This window comes from Streptomyces lycii (assembly GCF_009735685.1).
Classification (GTDB): Bacteria; Actinomycetota; Actinomycetes; order Streptomycetales; family Streptomycetaceae; genus Streptomyces; species Streptomyces lycii.
Map to the genome: position 1 here is coordinate 1 of NZ_WHPN01000412.1, position 16,072 is coordinate 16,072.

At 71.0% G+C, this 16,072-nt stretch carries 14 protein-coding genes and 1 pseudogene; 7 read left to right on the top strand and 8 right to left on the bottom strand.

Annotated elements, in window-relative coordinates:
- The 3 genes and pseudogenes from GCU69_RS34645 to GCU69_RS29225 form a co-directional block, all read right to left on the bottom strand.
- A pseudogene (locus tag GCU69_RS34645) lies at window positions 1–138 on the bottom strand (ATP-binding protein); the annotation flags it as partial.
- Window positions 139–511: 373 nt separating this feature from the next.
- Entirely contained in the window at window positions 512–706 is a 195-nt protein-coding gene (locus tag GCU69_RS29220) for a hypothetical protein (RefSeq protein WP_156207686.1), read from the bottom strand.
- Window positions 707–1,087: 381 nt separating this feature from the next.
- Window positions 1,088–3,430, bottom strand: a complete 2,343-nt coding sequence (locus GCU69_RS29225) for a CRISPR-associated endonuclease Cas3'' (protein WP_156207687.1) — start codon at window positions 3,428–3,430, stop codon at window positions 1,088–1,090.
- Between the two features lie 66 nt (window positions 3,431–3,496).
- On the opposite strand from GCU69_RS29225, the gene cas5c reads away from it, so the two are divergent.
- From cas5c to GCU69_RS29245, 4 genes are all read left to right on the top strand, one after another.
- Complete coding sequence (gene cas5c, locus GCU69_RS29230) at window positions 3,497–4,357, top strand: type I-C CRISPR-associated protein Cas5c (RefSeq protein ID WP_218038000.1); 861 nt, start codon at window positions 3,497–3,499, stop codon at window positions 4,355–4,357.
- A 1-nt stretch (window position 4,358) separates the two neighbouring features.
- Complete coding sequence (locus tag GCU69_RS29235; RefSeq protein WP_156207688.1) at window positions 4,359–6,185, top strand: type I-C CRISPR-associated protein Cas8c/Csd1; 1,827 nt, start codon at window positions 4,359–4,361, stop codon at window positions 6,183–6,185.
- 60 nt (window positions 6,186–6,245) lie between these two features.
- The gene (gene cas7c / locus GCU69_RS29240; RefSeq protein WP_156207689.1) at window positions 6,246–7,115 is read left to right on the top strand and encodes a type I-C CRISPR-associated protein Cas7/Csd2; all 870 of its coding nucleotides are present in this window, start codon (window positions 6,246–6,248) and stop codon (window positions 7,113–7,115) included.
- 1,106 nt (window positions 7,116–8,221) lie between these two features.
- Window positions 8,222–9,787, top strand: a complete 1,566-nt coding sequence (locus tag GCU69_RS29245; protein WP_156207690.1) for an erythromycin esterase family protein — start codon at window positions 8,222–8,224, stop codon at window positions 9,785–9,787.
- A gap of 11 nt (window positions 9,788–9,798) precedes the next feature.
- On the opposite strand, the gene GCU69_RS29250 is transcribed toward GCU69_RS29245, so the two are convergent.
- From GCU69_RS29250 to GCU69_RS34875, 4 genes are all read right to left on the bottom strand, one after another.
- Window positions 9,799–10,740, bottom strand: coding sequence for a sulfite exporter TauE/SafE family protein (locus tag GCU69_RS29250; protein ID WP_156207691.1), 942 nt, complete (start codon window positions 10,738–10,740; stop codon window positions 9,799–9,801).
- Window positions 10,741–11,087: 347 nt separating this feature from the next.
- Complete coding sequence (locus GCU69_RS29255) at window positions 11,088–11,546, bottom strand: RrF2 family transcriptional regulator (protein WP_156207692.1); 459 nt, start codon at window positions 11,544–11,546, stop codon at window positions 11,088–11,090.
- Between the two features lie 56 nt (window positions 11,547–11,602).
- Entirely contained in the window at window positions 11,603–12,160 is a 558-nt protein-coding gene (locus tag GCU69_RS29260; RefSeq protein ID WP_156207693.1) for a winged helix-turn-helix domain-containing protein, read from the bottom strand.
- Between the two features lie 262 nt (window positions 12,161–12,422).
- On the bottom strand, window positions 12,423–12,839 hold the full coding sequence (locus GCU69_RS34875) for a putative leader peptide (RefSeq protein WP_408055859.1): 417 nt from the start codon (window positions 12,837–12,839) through the stop codon (window positions 12,423–12,425).
- Here GCU69_RS34875 and GCU69_RS29265 point away from each other — a divergent pair.
- Window positions 12,829–13,350: a cysteine dioxygenase gene (locus tag GCU69_RS29265; protein WP_235978775.1), complete on the top strand. Its 522-nt coding sequence runs from the start codon at window positions 12,829–12,831 to the stop codon at window positions 13,348–13,350. The genes GCU69_RS34875 and GCU69_RS29265 overlap by 11 nt on opposite strands.
- Complete coding sequence (locus GCU69_RS29270; RefSeq protein ID WP_098751586.1) at window positions 13,347–13,805, top strand: rhodanese-like domain-containing protein; 459 nt, start codon at window positions 13,347–13,349, stop codon at window positions 13,803–13,805. Before GCU69_RS29265 ends, GCU69_RS29270 begins: the two co-directional genes overlap by 4 nt.
- Window positions 13,806–14,052: 247 nt before the next feature.
- Here GCU69_RS29270 and GCU69_RS29275 read toward each other — a convergent pair whose 3' ends face one another.
- Window positions 14,053–14,580: a hypothetical protein gene (locus tag GCU69_RS29275; RefSeq protein ID WP_156207694.1), complete on the bottom strand. Its 528-nt coding sequence runs from the start codon at window positions 14,578–14,580 to the stop codon at window positions 14,053–14,055.
- A gap of 127 nt (window positions 14,581–14,707) precedes the next feature.
- Between GCU69_RS29275 and GCU69_RS29280 the strand changes: the two genes are divergently transcribed.
- The gene (locus GCU69_RS29280; RefSeq protein WP_156207695.1) at window positions 14,708–16,060 is read left to right on the top strand and encodes a BTAD domain-containing putative transcriptional regulator; all 1,353 of its coding nucleotides are present in this window, start codon (window positions 14,708–14,710) and stop codon (window positions 16,058–16,060) included.
- Window positions 16,061–16,072 lie beyond the last annotated feature (12 nt).

Genomic DNA, 16,072 nt, shown 5'->3' on the forward strand with positions numbered 1-16,072 from the left:
GCGTAGCCGAATCTCGTACGGCCCCGTCGCATGCTCGACAGCATTCGCGACAAGCTCCGAGACAGCCAGCACCGCATCGCTGACCAATTCGCCTTCATGACCGAGCTGATCGAGAGCCGACTCCATTGCCGTGCGAGCCTGCGACGTCGCATTGTGAGTGCAACTGCTCCAGCGTCATACGACCCACGTTGCAGCTTCCCGGGCGGGGTTCCGGATCATCGCCGCCCACCCCGAGCTGCGTGCCGCCCGCGCACGACACGTCGGTGACGGCCTCGCCCCGGTCCGACATACTCGCGCACGCCAACACCGGCGAACGGGCCAGAGACCACAACAGATGGCAGCAGCAGAAAAGCGATGAACAAGAGCGGTGTCACGGTGAACGCCTCCAGTGATCGCGAACGGTCCACGACCACGACACCGGGTGCTCTACGAGAAGCGGAAACTAAAGGCTGGATTTCCGACCTCCGAGTTATCTCGATATACCGCCACCCGGAACTGCACCAATCCGACCCTAGCGACCACCACGCCGGGCGGCTTTGTAGATCTCACCAGAGAAGCAGGGACGCGATCTCTCGGTCACCCCGGAGGGCGAACGCCACCGGCAGGTGGCGAGCTGCTCCCCGACGTACGCGCCGTTGCGATCCTCGGTCGCCCCGGAGGGCGACCGCCACTCCCGGATCGGCACGTCACGGATGCCCACGTACATCAGGTTGCGATCCTCGGTCGCCCCTCAGGGCGACCGCCATTCCGCGTGGCGTACACGTGGGAGGCGATCTCCGAGTTGCGATCCTCCGTCGCCCCGGAGGGCGACCGCCGCCCCGCTGACGGCCCACGCCGCAAACCCCCTACCGAGGTTGCGATTCTCGGTCGCCCCGCAGGGTGACCGCCACGTTGAAGTCGCCACGCAGGAACGGGTCCGACTCGTCGTTGCGATCCTCGGTCGGCCCCGGAGGGCGGCCGCACCACCAGACCGCTACCGGTCAGGCCATCGAATTTCAGAGCTGGAAGCTGATCACCACACATCGGCAGCCGACTGGTTTCAGTTCCGCAAGCGTACTCGTGGGCGTCGCTCGGTGGCCTGAATCGGTCATGCAGGGGGTTCGATGCCTCGTTGGGGGTGGTAGGGGCCGACCCACTGATGCAGGTCACCGGCGACTTCGATGGCGTGGCCGGCGTTGATCGCCAGTTCCAGTTCCCGCTCGGGAATGGATGCCATGTGTTCTTGCAAGGTGCGGTAGGTCACGGGTGTCGGCAGGCCACGGCGGAGCTGTTCGACTGCCTTCTGCGCGACCCGTTGGGTTTCTTCGTCGAGTTGCTGGCGAATGACGACCACGGCCACGGAGTGCTCGTTGTCGATGATTCGCATTCTGTGCGCGACCTCCGGATAGTGCAGCCTTGCCCGCAGTGCTTCGATGACTTCTCCGGTGGCTCCGCTTGGGTCCTTGGAGTGTTGTCCTGCTTGGAGACGGTAGCGGTGCTGGTAGTACGAGCGGAGGGCGTCCAAATCGTCGGGAGCGGCCAGCCCGTCGCCGAAGCGGCGGACCGCTGCTGCGACGGCGCACTTGTTGTAGACCACCTCCGGGTTGAGGCCGTCCCGGGGATCGAAGATGGTCATGACGCTGTCCTCCGCGAGGCGCTTGCCCTCGCGGTTGACTCGCCCGGCGGCCTGTTGTTCGGACTCCGGTGTTGATCTAGCACGGTATCCGCGCGGGAAGTCGAGATTGACGCCCGCTTCGATGAGCGAGGTTGATACGAGGAGGGTGTCCAAGCCCTCCTCCAGGCGTTGCTTCGTCGCCTGAATAGTTTCTCGGCGGTGGCCGCCGGTCATGCGGGTCGACAGGTGTAAGGCGCCTGGGTCTTTGCCGCGGTTCGTGCTGAGCCATTTGCGATGGACCTGACTGGCGTCCTTGGTCCCGTTGACCACGACGAGGGCCTGATCGTGCTCCGCCGCCTCGGTGGCAATGCTGGCGAGGGTCACGTCCGGGCCGGTCCGCCACTCGTACCTGACCCGACGCAGCTGTTCGAAGAGGGGCGCGGGGTCGGAGACCACGTCGCGTTGAAGGAGACCTGAGCGCCAAGGGTTCAGTGCAGCGAGTTCCGGCTGGGTCGCCGATGACAGTACGAGGGTGACTCCGTAATGATCCACGAGTTCCCGCAGGCCCGAGAGGATCGGGGTCAGGAGCCTGTCGGGAAGGGCTTGGACCTCGTCGAGAACGATCACGGAGTTGGCGAGCCGGTGGAGTCGGCGCGTGGCCCAGGGGGTGTTTCCGAAGATCGTTTCAATCAGGCGGACGGTGGTAGTGACGATGAAGGGGGCGTCCCAGTTCTCGGTGGCCAGTTTCGCCCACCGGTTGGGGCGGCCAGGTGTCTGGCCGGGACGCACGTTCTTCGAGGTCCCGGCGGACTGCAGCGTACGCTGCTGCGGCGCTTCGACGTTCACGGCTGAGTGGTGTTCCAGCACCGTCGGCGGTCCTTGCTCCGGGTCCAGCAGTCTTCGGTACTCCGCCGCGTTCTGCTCGGTGATCGAGACGAACGGGACCGCGACGATGACGCGCCGCAGTCCGTGCAGGGAGGCGTGGCGGAGGGCGAACCCTCCGCCGGTGAACGTCTTTCCGGCCCCGGTCGGAAGGTGCAATCGGTACACGCCCGGCTTGCCGACAGCGGCTTCGAGTGCCTCCTGGTAGACGTTCTCTCGGAGCTTGTCCAGCCACGAGGCGCCCTTGGAGCTCTGGCGCTCGGCGAGGGCTTCCTGCCGGCGACTCTCGTACCGCTCCCACAGCTCCGACATCCCGACGTGTGGCCGGATGTGCGTACCGGACCTGAAGTGGGCGGCGGTGTCGAGACGGTCGGCGTCGACCACAGCCGAGAAGGTCATGCGGACCAGCATCTCCACAGCGATCTTGTCACCGGGGTCAAGCCAGTCCGGCGCGGCCGGACACGAGCCGTCCAGAATCTCCGGCATGACCGCTGCGACTCGATGGATGGCTTCGTCGACCTCGCTGGAGTCGGCCATCAGGGCCTTCAGCCGGAGCCGGACCTCCGGCCACGCGGACAGTCCGGTGTGGTGTCCTTGGATCACACCGGCGCAGGGCAGCAGAGCGGGGACAGGTTCGGCCGCCCGGGCGAACAGGAAGGCACCGGCGTCGTTGTGTGGCGGCCGTTGGGTCTTGCGGCCGGTGGCAGCTTCCTCGATCAGCCCCTCCTGCCACGCACAGGCCCCTTTGCCCGTGTCGTGGTCGCGTCCCAGCCGGTAGGCAAGTTCACCGCCGCCCCACGGCTCGGCGAACCGACGGGCCAGCTCGCCCGTACCGCGGGCGTGGTCTTCGTACCAGTGCCAGGTCCCATCGTGGCCCGGCGAGTGAGCTACGAGCTTGCCCTCAGGAGCCGGACTCGGATCGCCTAGCGCGTCAACTTCTTTCTGTGCAACCATATTTGACTTCCTATCAGTTATACGCTGAGATCCGATGAGATCGACGTATATCCCTTAAATCATGCCGTGCAGACTCCGGAATCGCGCGACGTGAGGAAGCTAGCCGCAGGTACTGACAACGGGCTGTGCCAGCAGGCACGGAAGGGAAAGTGCATGGTTGCGTCACACCCCCGAAAGCGGCGCGAGGAGAGGGCTGACCGGCCACTTCACGTCCAGGTGGAGGCATGGGGTCCGCTGGCCTGCTTCACCCGCCCGGAGCTCAAGGTTGAACGTGTTTCCTATCCGACCATGACTCCCTCGGCAGCTAGAGGCCTACTGGAGGCCATCTTCTGGAAGCCGGAGATGATCTACCGGGTCGAGCGGATCGAGCAGCTCAAGCCGGTGAGGTGGACCCGCTTCCGGCGCAATGAGGTCAACGACTCGGTCATCACCAAGAACGTCTACGAAAGCCTGCGGGCCAACAACGGCTGCCGTTACGATGTCGCCGACGACCGCGGCCAACGGGTCACCGTTGCCTTGAGCAACGTCGCGTACCGCATCCACGCGACCATTGGCACCGCCGACCGGTGCACCGCACCCCTACCGAAGTACCGCGACCAGTTCGACCGCCGACTCACACGTGGTGCCTGCTACGAGCAGCCCCATTTCGGCTGCCGCGAGTTCGCGGCCTTCTTCGGGCCTCGTGGATCGGCAGAGGAGGCTGGCGCGGTCACGGCCGCCGACCAGGCGGGCATTCCGCCCATCGACGAGCTCGGGCTGATGCTCCACCACATCGAGTACCTCTCAAAGGGCAAGGAGCGCTACCACTGGTTCCGGGCCAGACTCGAGCACGGCGTTCTCCACGTGCCGGACCGCCCGCTTACCCCCGCCGAGGCCGGTGGCATGCCCGGGGCCGAGGGGCGCGCCTCCGCGGAGGAGGTGGGCTGAGGTGCTGCTGCAGAGCCTCGTTCAACAGGCCGACAGTCGCCAGGGCGACACCCCCGAGTACTACCTCGCACGCCGGGTCATGTGGCAGGTCGATCTCTCCGGCACGGGAGACGGCGAACCGCTGGTCATCGATCTCCGTCAGGAACGGCGCAAGATTACCGTCCCGTACACGGGACGCTCCGGGAAAAAGCCGGCACCGATCCTGTTTGTCGACACCGCGCAATTCGCACTCGCACACCCTGGCCTGGGCAGAGGACCGGACGGAGAGAAGATCCTCTCGACCGACTCTATTGACATCACCAAGGCGAGGACCCGGCACGCCACCTACCGTGGCCTGGTCACTTCCTGGTGCAATGACCACCCGCACCTTCCGCAGGCGCAGGCAATGGCCGCATGGCTGAACAACCACAAGCCGACCGCATGGCCACTGGAGATGGACAAGGACCATCTTGTTGCCATCAGCATGGACGGTGAGTGGGTCCACGACCTACCGGAAGCCAAGAGCTGGTGGGCGGCCCACACGGTCGAGAGCGCGAAGAGAGGAAAGTCGGGCAAGGCGAACCACGGACTCTGCCTCGTGTGCGGACGCGTCATGCCGTTGCTGTCCAAGCTCCCGGTTCCCATCAAGGGCATCCCCAACTCCGGAATGAACACCCAGTTGGTCTGCCTCAACCAGCGCGCTCACTTCCGGGCCGGCACTAAGCAGCTCGGTGCCACCCCCATCTGCATCGACTGCGGCAGGAAGTCCGCCACCGCCCTGAACACGCTGCTGTCCGACCCCGAACACCGGGCCTTTGCCGGCGACTCCGCCATCGTCTGGTGGACCCGGGATCCCGGCACCGACACAGCCATGTGGACCCTGCGCGACCCTCAGCCCGCGGAGGTGGCCCAGCTCGTCGCCGGAGTCCGCCAGCCCCGGCGAGGGCGAGACGCGCTGGCCGTCCTCAATGAGGACGCCTTCCACGCCCTCACCCTGCGGGTGAACACCAACAGGGTCATCGTCGCCGACTGGATCACCATCCCCGTCCCTGAATTGAAGTGGAGACTCGGCACCTGGTTCGCCGACCAGCAGACCTGGGACGGCTGGAACAACGCCTACACCTATTGGTCGGTCTGGCGACTCGCCCTCGCCTGCGCCCGCTGGGACAAGCGCAAGAAGAAGTATGTCGACACCACCGTCCCCAAGCACCTGCAGGCCGACCTCACCAAAGCCGCGCTCCACGGCGCCGCGCCACCGGCCCATCTCCTCCCGGTCCTCCTGCAGCGCATCCGCGCCGACCACCGCCTTGACCGGCCCCGAGTCGCCCTGCTGCGCCTCGCCCTGATTCGTACGACCGTTCACCACAAGGAGCTTTGTGTGCCCCAGCTGAACCCCCTGTCGACCGAGCCCGGTTACGTATGCGGGCGGATCATGGCCATGCTCGAAGCGATCCAGCGCAAGGCCATGCCCAAGGTCAACACCACCATCATCGACAAATACCTGGGCACCGCGGTCGTCTCTCCACGAGCCGTCCTCACCCGCCTCCGCATCGGAGCACGGCCACACCTGCGCACCATCGCCCGCACCAGTGACCCCGCGGCCAAGGCCATGGACAGCAGACTGCGGGACGCCTTCGACCTGCTCGACACCATCCCGGCCCACTTGAATACCGAACAACAGGCGCTTTTCATCCTCGGCTACGACCACCAGCGGGCCCACTCCGCACGCGCGGCAGCAGAAGCCATCAAAGCGCGGGAAGCCGGCAAGGAACTCGCCGCAGAACAGGAAGCGGACGCCCTCCCCGAAGCCACCGCCGACGACGGTTCATCGGACGACACCCTCTGGTAACGCCCCGCCGCCGCCAGTTCACCACAACGCCCTAACCCCGGAAGGACACCGAGCACAACCATGATCGATGCGCACCTGGACCCCACCCGCAAGCACGACTACGTCTTCCTCATCGACGTCAAGGACGGCAACCCCAACGGTGACCCCGACGCCGGTGGCATGCCCCGCACCGACCCCATCACCGGCCAGGGCCTCATCACCGACGTCGCCCTCAAGCGCAAGATCCGCAACACCGTCACTCTCATCCACCAGGGCAAGCCCGGCTTCGAGATGTACGTCGAAGAGGGCGTCGCCCTCAATCCGCAGATCCAGCGCGCCTATACCGAAGGCGGCGCCAAGGAAGGCGAAACCGGCACCGCGCAGGAGTGGATGATCCGCAACTTCTGGGACGTGCGCCTGTTCGGAGCCGTCATGTCCGTGGGCGACCAGAAGAAGCACGCGGGAAGGGCCCGCGGGCCCATGCAGCTCACCTTCTCCCGGTCCATCGACCCCATCACCCCGCTGGATGCCGGCATCACCCGTGTCGCCCCGAACAAACCCGAGGACCTGGCCAAGGGCAAGGTCACCGAGATGGGAAACAAGCACTACGTCCCCTACGGGCTCTACCGAGGTCACGGCTTCTACTCCGGAGCCCTCGGCGCCAAGGCCGAAGTGACCCCGGAGGACCTCGCCGCCTACTGGCAGGCCCTGACGATGATGTTCGACCACGACCGGGCATCCTCCCGCGGCGAAATGGCCCTCCGCGGCCTGTACGTCTTCTCCCACGACGACGCCTACGGGCGGGCCCCCGCCCATAAGCTCTTCGACCTGATCCGCGTCGAGCCGCTCGAGCACAGCGAGGCACGATCCTGGGATGAGTACGCTGACCGCATCAGCATCAACGGAGACAAAGTCCCCACCGGGGTGACCCTGACCCGGCTCATCCACTGAACTCTTCCTCCGGGGGCCGAGGATCGCAACCTCACCGACGGGCGGGTGCCGGACCTGCCGGTCGCGTGGCGGTCGCCCTCCGGGGCGGCCGAGGATCGCAACCAGGAGGGACTGGTCACCGACCCCAACGTGCCCCAGGTGACGGTCGCCCTCCGGGGCGGCCGAGGATCGCAACGATGACGGGTCAGGCCACCACCCGACGTGCGAGCCGGGTGGCGGTCGCCCTCCGGGGCGGCCGAGGATCGCAACTTCGCCTCGATCACCGTGTACCGGGTGCGCCCGCGTGGCCGTCGCCCTGCGGGGCGGCCAAGGATGGCACCCCGACGCTCCCGTCTACGCCGAGGCCGAGCTCCGCCCGGCAGTCCCCCTCCAGGGTGGCCGGGGTCGGCACCAGACGGCGTCGAGCAGCGACGGAGACCGTCGGCGGACGACAGACAACACCGGCCCGCGGGAACCGTACGGCCGCTGCCCCCGCACGGCTCGGGATTGCAGCAGCCCCTTCAGCCCAGTAGCCAGCCGCCCACTCACCCGGATCAGGTCGAACCCGTACACCGCTTCCCAGGACGCAACCGCGCCTCCGTCGAGGGAGGGCTGCCCCGCATGGCCACAGAGGTATCAGCCTTAAGCGGCGTATCAGGCGGCACGGGTCTTGGACAGAGTTGCCGACATAGCCACCACGAGGGCATCTCCGCTGGTCAGATCGGATGCGGCGCTACCAGCCCTTGATTGCGGCTCCTGCCGGGGGCGCACACCGTACCGCCGCAGAGCCCTCCCCCCACGGAGGGCCTTTTTGCTGGCCGGGGCGTACTCATCCGCGGAGAACAGCCGGCGGGCACCGCGCGGACGCCCGAGGTGACCGCCGGCCGCGCACGCCCGGCACCCGGGTCTCCCCCGCCGGGGCCCGCAGCCCGGCGCCGCATCACGGCGAAACCGCGGTGGCAGCCGCCGCCCCGGCTCGGACGGGCGGTGGAGGGCCGGCGTCCGCTCCTCCGGAGAGAGGAGCGGCAAGTTCGCCCGGCCGACCGAGGAGAACGGCCGGGCCCGACCGTGCAATGGAGTCGTACCCAGCGCCCGCACCGGTCCTCCCCCGAAAGGGAAACCCCGCCATGAAGCGACTCCACGCGCCCCTGCTCGCCGCCCTGTTGGCCGGCCTGACCGCATCCGCCGCCACCGCGGGCCCGGCGCTCCCGGACCGGGCGGTGCCCCCTGCCGCCGGGCAGTCCGCCGGGGCGTTCCGGTCCGGCTCCCCCCACGCCTCCTCCGACCGGGCGGTGCTCGACGGCCTCCGGCACGCCGCCCGCCCGCTGCGCACCACGGAGCCCGGCGGCAACCCGGCCGACCTGCGCCCGCTGGGCCGCATGATCGGTGACGCGGAGGTCGTCGGCTTCGGTGAGGCGACCCACAGCACCCACGAGTTCTTCACGGTCAAGGACCGGACGCTGCGCCACCTGGTGACGGAGAAGGGCTTCCGGACCTTCGCCCTCGAAACCAGCTGGAGCACCGGGCTCCGCCTCGACACGTACGTGCGCACCGGCCGGGGCGACCTGGCGCAGATCCTCCGGGAGGAGTTCCAGGGCAGCTACTGGGCCTGGAACACCGCCGAGTCCGCGGAGATGTACCGGTGGATCCGCGCCTGGAACGTCCGCCACCCGCACGATCCGGTACGCGTCATGGGTGACGACTTCGGCCACGCCGGCCCGGAGGTGTTCGACCGCGTGTCGGACTACGTCGAGCGGCACCGCCCCGGCCTGGCCGGCCGTATCGAGGAGATCTACGCGGACCTGCGGCCCACCGGCTCCGCCGCGGAGTTCATGGCAGAGGTGGTGCGGCGGCCCCTGGCGGAGCGGCGGGCGGACGCGGCGCGGGCGGCCGAGGCCGTACGGCTGCTGACGGAGCGGCCCGTGACCTCCGGGCGGCGGGCCGGGGAGGCGTACGACTGGGCGGTGCAGCACGCGAGGGCCGTCGAGCAGACCTTCCGCATCTACTCCTTCGACTTCGAGGACCCGTCGGGGGACGGGATGCGGGCGAGCATGGAGTACCGCGACGCGACGATGGCCGCCAACGTCGACTGGTGGCACCGGCAGACGGGCGACAAGATGCTCGTCTCCGCCCACAACCTGCACCTCGCCTACGTCACCTCCGAGCCGCAGAACTACCCCCGCGTGCAGGGCTCCTTCCTGCGCGAGCGGCTGGGGAAGGACTACGTGAGCATCGGCACCACCTTCGGCCGCGGCTCCTTCAACGCGGTGGACCCGGGCACCGGGAAGCGCCAGGTCTTCACCCTCGGCGCGCGGCCCGGCAGCAACGAGGAGATGCTGAACGAGCTGGGCGGCCGCCCCTTCGCGCTGGACCTCCGGCACACCCCGCCCGCCGCCCGGGCCTGGCTGGCCCTCCCCCGCTTCACCTGGAGCATCGGCGCCGCCTACAGCACCACCCCGGGCGGCTACGAGGAGCCGGACGACGAGATCGCGCTGTCCCGCTGGCACGACATACTCGTCCACATCCCCGAGGTGCGGGCGGCCGAGCTGCTGCCCTCCGCCCCCTCCGTGCCCTCGGCACCCTCCGCCCCCTCCGCGGCCACAGCGCCCACGGCGCCATCTGCCTCGTCCGCTCCCTCCGTGCCCGCGGCGCCCTCGGCACCCTCAGCCACCTCCGAGGATGCCTCCGGGTGAGCCGCGGTGCCTCAGCCCGACGCGGCGGCCCCGGCCGCGTCGGCCGGCTCCTCCTCCGGGGTGGCCGCGTCCCGGTCAGCCCGCGGCTCCGGGGTGCGGCGGTGCTCCCTGACCGAGTACCCGACGGCCGCGGCCCACAGGGCGTAGAGCAGGGCGTAGACCGCCCACTGGACGGCGTCCCCCGCCGCGAGCCAGTCGCTCCGCAGGACGGTACGGACATTGGTGACGACGATGATGCCGCCGACCGCCGACCCCAGGACCCGCGGCGGCACATGGCGCACCAGCCAGGCCGCGACGGGGGCCGCGACCAGGCCGCCGGCCAGCAGCGCCGCCACCCAGCCGAAGTCGATGCCCTCCGAGCCGAGTCCGACGAGGAAGCCCGCGCTGGCGGCCACCGAGACCAGGAACTCGCTGGTGTCGATCGACCCGATCACCTTGCGCGGCTCCAGCCGCCCGCTCGCCAGGATCGCCGGGGTGCCCACCGGGCCCCAGCCGCCGCCGCCCGTGGCGTCGAGGAACCCGGCCACCACACCGAGCGGTGACAGGAACCGCTTCCGCAGCGGCTTGCCGAGGTTGCCGGCCGGCAGGCCGAGGAAGGTGAACCGCCCGAGGACGTAGAGCCCGAGGCCGAGCAGCAGCACGGCCATGACCGGCTCGGCGACCTCCGTGGAGAGGCTCGACAGGAAGGTCGCTCCGGCGAACGCGCCGACCGCCCCCGGTATGCCGATCCTGATCACCACGCGCCAGTCGACGTTCCCGAAGCGCCAGTGCGCCGCCCCGGAGGCCAGGGTCGTGCCGATCTCGGCCAGGTGGACGGTGGCCGAAGCGGCCGCCGGATTGGTGCCGATGGCCAGCAGCAGCGTGGTGGAGGTGACGCCGTAGGCCATGCCCAGACTGCCGTCCACCAGTTGGGCACCCAGCCCCGCCAGGGCCAGGAGGATCAGTGTTCGCACGCCACCCACACTTCTTTCCCAGTAATCCCACTGAATTAGTAGGGATAATGCCACGGGCTCACCGCGGCCCCAAGAGGGCATTCACATACTGGACTTCACATGACCGCCATACGGGACGACGCAGGCCGGAGCCCCGGAAGGGCCGGACGGAGCGGAGGTCCACAGGGCCCGGGCGGAACAGGCGGGGCGGGCCGCGCAGACGGAAACAGACCTGTCGCGAGGCAGGAGCCGGCCGGGCGCGGACCGGACCGGAACAGACCGGTCAGGCGGCACAGACCGGTTGCCGGGCGGCGGGGGAAGACCGGGCGGAACAGGGAGGTGAGGCCGGGCCGGGGAGAGCGGCGCGGTCAGGGGTTGGTCCAGGCCTCCGGGTCGTCGGCGAGGTCCCGCACCCCGGCCGGCAGCCCCGCCGACGCCACATCGGCGAGCGTCACCCCGTCGAGGATCTCCCGGACGTTGGCCCGCAGGGCGATCCAGAGCGGCAGCAGCGCCTCCGCCGGCCCGGTGTACGCCAGCTCGGGAGGCCGCTCGCCGCGCACGGAGACCAGCGGCCCGTCCACCACCCGGATGACGTCGGCCACGGAGATGGAGTCGGCCGCCCGGGCCAGCCGGTAGCCACCGGAGCCGCCACGCCTGCTGACCACGAGGCCGCCCCGGCGCATGTCGTTCAGGATGCCCTCGAGGAACTTGTGCGGGATGTCCTGCGCGTCCGCGATCGCCTCGGCCTTGACCGGACCGGTCTCCTGAGTGGCCGCCAGTTCGAGGGCGGCACGGACCGCGTAGTCCGCTTTGGCCGAGATCCGCATCCCCCCATTATCGACCACCGGCCCCCGCCCGCTCGCGCCGCCCCCGCCGGACGCCGTCACGGCAGGGGGACGAACTTGTAGCCGACCCGGCGCACGGTGACGATGTGATCGCGGTGCGCCGGTCCGAGCTTGCGCCGCAGCCGGGCGATGTGGACGTCGACGGTGCGGCCGTCCCCGGGGTGGTCGTAACCCCACACGCGGCTCAGCAACCGGTCCCGGGAGTGGACCCGGTGCGGATGCTCCACCAGATACGCCAGCAGCTGGAACTCGAGATACGTCAGGTCCAGCTCCGCGCCGTCGAGCCGGGCGGTGTGCCGGGCGGCGTCGACCCGCAGCCCCTCCGCCGCCTCACCGGGCCCTGTCCCTTCCGCATCGCCGGGTTCCGGCCGGCCGGTCCCCGGCGCAGCGGCGGCCGGGGCCGGGACGGGCACCCGCCGGACGGTGAGGTGCGGGGCGAAGACCTGGTCCGGCGGCAGCCGGTCCGGGACGAGGACCAGATAGGCGGTCAGCTCACCGTCTCCGGGCGGACCGCTGCTCACCGCCTGGAGATGGCGGCGTACGGAGGCAGGGGAAAGGGGGGCGCTGTCCGGCGGCGGGCCGGCGGTTTGGTGCACGGTTTTCTCCTTCCGGAGCCCGCACCGGAAAGGCGGCAGGCGCAATCCCGGTGCGGAATGTCATCAGGGCAGGCCGAATGAAGAAAGGGCCTGGGAAGCCGCGCGGAAAGAAACCGGGATGCCTTTACCGGAAAGAGCGGGAGGGGGCTTCACCGGTGCGTTCGGCGCGGTACGGGGAGGGGCGGCCCGGGGCGCCGTGGACCGGGGATGCGGTCGTCACGAGGTCCGGGGGCCGGTGGCGAGAGGTGTGCCGGCGCGTGGCTCAGCGGCCGGCGGCACAGATGGCGCCGGCGTGACGTCGCAGGTCGACGTGGAGACGCGAGACGAGCTTCACGGCATTTCTCACAGTCGGAAGCCTGCCGGCACCCGGACGGCTCGTCAATGGAGAAGGCCCGTTGTCTCGTTGTACGAGAATTCGGCCGCGCCCACCGGCGTGTTTGACCTGTGTGTGTTTCCGCTGCCAAAGTGAGCCCGTGCTCATCTCCCAGCACCTTTTCTCCCGTGCGCATGTGGACCTGGTCCGGGTGTCCAGCGCGCTGTGTCGCCGCGCCGGCGCCGGCGCCGTCTGAAGCCGCCCGCGCGCACCCGTACGTCCCACAGCGGCTCGCCGCAGCCGTACGTCCCACAGCCGCTCGCCGCAGCCGTGCACCCAACGACCGGGAGAACCTGTGTCCAGCATCGTCACCGCCCTGCCCCCGCACGCCCCGCTCACCCCCGCCGAGGGCCGCGCGCCGACGCCCGGCGCGCTCGCCTCGCACGCCCGTTTCGTCGCCGCCCGGCCGGGGCTCTGGCGGCAGCTGGAACGGTTCACCCGCCCGGAGCGCCACTGGGCGCGGCTCGAACGGACCGGCACCTACGAGGTCTGGCTGCTGACCTGGCTTCCCGGGCAGGGCACCGAGATCCACGGCCACGGCGGTTCCTCCGGCGCGTTCTGCGTCGTACGGGGCGAACTGACCGAGCGTGCCTTCCCGCCGCGGGGCGGCACCGGCGCGGCCCGGCCGTGGCGCCTCGGGACGGGGGCGGTCCGGGGCTTCGGCCCGCGCCACGTCCACCGGGTGACCAACGAGGGCGGCACCCCGGCGACGAGCATCCATGTGTACGCCCCGTCGCTCGCCACCATGTCCTACTACGAGCAGACGGCGGACGGCCGCCTGGTCGAGGTCCGTACGGAGCAGGAGGCCGGAGCATGACCGGTGTCGACGCCCATCTGGACGCGGTCCGCGCCCGGTTCCGCCGGCTCACGCCCGAGCAGGCGCACACCGCGGCCCGGACCGGTGACGCGATCCTCGTCGACACCCGCCCGGAGGACCGGCGCCGCACCGAGGGCGGCATCCCGGGCGCCCTCGTCGTCGAGCGCAACCACCTCGAATGGCGCTGCGACCCGGCCAGCGGGGGCGCGCTGCCGGAGGCCACGGGGACGGACCTGCGCTGGGTGGTGTTCTGCGACGAGGGGTACGCGTCCTCGCTGGCCGCGCAGTCCCTGCGGACCATCGGGCTCCGGCGGGCCACGGACATGATCGGGGGTTTCCGCGCGTGGCGGGCGGCCGGGCTGCCGGTGACCGCCCCGACCGGGCCGGCCGTACCGGTGCCGGGCCCGGGCGCGGCACCGCCCGGTGCCGCCGCGGCGCCCTCCGGGCCCGCCTGACGGGCGGCGGCGGGAACCACCTCCCCCGAGGGGCGGCTCCCGCCGCGTGCGCCCGTCCGGGCCGTCCGGGCCGGCCGGTCCGGGCGGGCAGGGCGGGCAGGGCGGGCAGGGCGGGGCACGGTCCGGACGGCCCGGACGCGTCCGGTCCGGATGGTCCGGCCGTCCGGCCCTGACGAGTACCGGCCCGCCCCGCCCGGACACGGACCAGGACCACAGGCCCGGGTCCGGGCTCCTGAACCGGACCCGTTCAGCCGATCCGGTCGCAGATGTTGTCGTGCGTGCCGTGCAGCATCGTCAGGTCCTTGTAACCCGTGGCGTCGATGTCCAGGGTGTACAGGCCGTCGAGGATGTACAGGCCGCGCGGCAGGTCGCCGCCGTTCTCCCGGAAGTTGGCGAGCACGGGGCCGAGCACGGACCAGAACTGCGAGCCGTCGGTGCGGTAGTCGACGACGGCCGTGCCGCTCGCGTCCGCGTCGTACGCGGCACCGGTGTCGGTGTTGGTGACCCGGACGACCAGGTCGCCCTTGTAGGCGACGCGCTTCGGCGAACCGTCGGGGTGGGTCTCCAGCACCCGCTGCACCACCTCGTCCACGACGGGCTCGCCGTGCACGGGAAAGTCGCAGCGCTCACCGGCCGCGTAGTCCGAGGGCGGAGTCGGCGGTGCCGGTTCCCAGCCGGCGCCGGACGCGGTGGCGACGGGGCCGGCGGCGGAGGCGGGCGCCGCCGCGAGCAGGACGGGGGCCAGGGCCAGCAGGGCGACGAGCGTACGTCTCATGTCTTCTCCCGGTCGGGCGCGGTTGCGGAGGCTCGGCGGCCAGCTTCGCCGGGGGCGCTGACCAGATTCTCACCACCCGCGCACGGGGGGTGAAAGGGTCCGGGGGCGCGGTTACCCTGGCGGCGCCATGGAGTTCCAGCTGCTGGGCCCGTTCGACGCCCGCCACGACGGCCGGCCGGCCCTGGCGGGCAGCCGCCGCCAGGAGCGCTGTCTGCTGGCGGTCCTGCTGCTCTCGGCGGAACGCGCCGTGCCGGTCCCGCGCCTGGTCGACCTGCTGTGGAACGGGGCCGCGCCCGCCTCGGCCCGCGGCACCGTGCAGACCTACATCGGCCGGCTCCGCGCCGCCCTCAAGCCGTACGGGGTGCGGATCGCGACCCGGCACGACGGATACGCCGTCGAGCCGGGCCCGTACGCCGTCGACGCGCTGGAGTTCGAGCAACTGGCCCGGCGGGCGGAGGACACCGGTGATCCGGCCGAGCGGATCCGCCTCCACGACCGGGCCCTCGCGCTGTGGCGCGGCCCGCTGCTCGCCGACGTCGCCGGTGACGAACTGCGCGACCGGCTCGGCGGCCGGCTGGCCGAACTCCGGCTGGCCGCCCTGGAACAGCGGGCCGAGGCGCGGCTCGCCACCGGTGCGCACGACCGGGTGGTGACGGACCTGGCCCGGCCCGCCCGCGAGCATCCGGAGCGGGAGCGGCTGGTCGCCGCGCTGATGACCGCGCTGCACCGGGGCGGGCGGCAGGCCGAGGCCCTGGCGCTGTACCGCTCGACGCGGGAGGCGCTCGTCTCCGGTCTGGGCATCGAGCCGGGCGCGGGGCTGCGGTCCCTGCACGACCGGATCCTGCGCGGTGACCCGCGGCTGGACCGCCCGCCCGCGCCGGTCCACGCGGTCCGGGTCGACGGGGAGTGGCTGCCGTGGAACACCGGCGGCCATCCGGCGCTGGAGCTGTGCAACACCTACGCGGGCTGGGGCGGCCCGGAGCAGCCGGGCGGCGAGTGGCTGCGGAGCTACCGCACGCTCGCGGTGTGGGCCGGGCATCTGGACCTGGCCGAGGACTGGGTGGTGACGGGGCTGCTGAAGCGGGCGCGGCAGCACCCCGGCGAGGCCGAGGACGTGCTGCGGGAGGCCCGGGAGTTCCGTACCCGGCTGTACGCGTGTCTGACCGGTCCGGGCGACGCGCGGGCGTTCAAGGCCGTGGCCGCGGTGGTGGAGGACGCGGCACGGCCGGCGGTCTTCACCCGGGACGAGGACGGCCTCGGGCGGTGGCGGCTGCCGCCGGCGGTGGGGCTGCGGCTGCCGCTGCTGGCCGCCGCGCGCGCCGCGGGCGAACTGCTCGCCGATCCGCGCCGGTTCACGGTGCGCGCCTGCCCGAGCGAGGAGTGCGGCTGGCTCTTCCTGGACAGCGGCGGCCGGCGGCGGTGGTGTTCGATCGCCACCTGCGGCGCGCGGCAGGGGCCCTGCGGGCCCGCCGCGGGCTGACGGCCCGCGCCC

Bases quoted from the DNA above. Each gene is read 5' to 3' on its own strand.
- GCU69_RS29220 (WP_156207686.1), bottom strand. From the start codon at position 706: ATGTACGTGGGCATCCGTGACGTGCCGATCCGGGAGTGGCGGTCGCCC.
- GCU69_RS29225 (WP_156207687.1), bottom strand. From the start codon at position 3,430: ATGGTTGCACAGAAAGAAGTTGACGCGCTAGGCGATCCGAGTCCGGCT.
- cas7c (WP_156207689.1), top strand. From the start codon at position 6,246: ATGATCGATGCGCACCTGGACCCCACCCGCAAGCACGACTACGTCTTC.
- GCU69_RS29245 (WP_156207690.1), top strand. From the start codon at position 8,222: ATGAAGCGACTCCACGCGCCCCTGCTCGCCGCCCTGTTGGCCGGCCTG.
- GCU69_RS29255 (WP_156207692.1), bottom strand. From the start codon at position 11,546: ATGCGGATCTCGGCCAAAGCGGACTACGCGGTCCGTGCCGCCCTCGAA.
- GCU69_RS34875 (WP_408055859.1), bottom strand. From the start codon at position 12,839: ATGCTGGACACAGGTTCTCCCGGTCGTTGGGTGCACGGCTGCGGCGAG.
- GCU69_RS29270 (WP_098751586.1), top strand. From the start codon at position 13,347: ATGACCGGTGTCGACGCCCATCTGGACGCGGTCCGCGCCCGGTTCCGC.
- GCU69_RS29275 (WP_156207694.1), bottom strand. From the start codon at position 14,580: ATGAGACGTACGCTCGTCGCCCTGCTGGCCCTGGCCCCCGTCCTGCTC.
- GCU69_RS29280 (WP_156207695.1), top strand. From the start codon at position 14,708: ATGGAGTTCCAGCTGCTGGGCCCGTTCGACGCCCGCCACGACGGCCGG.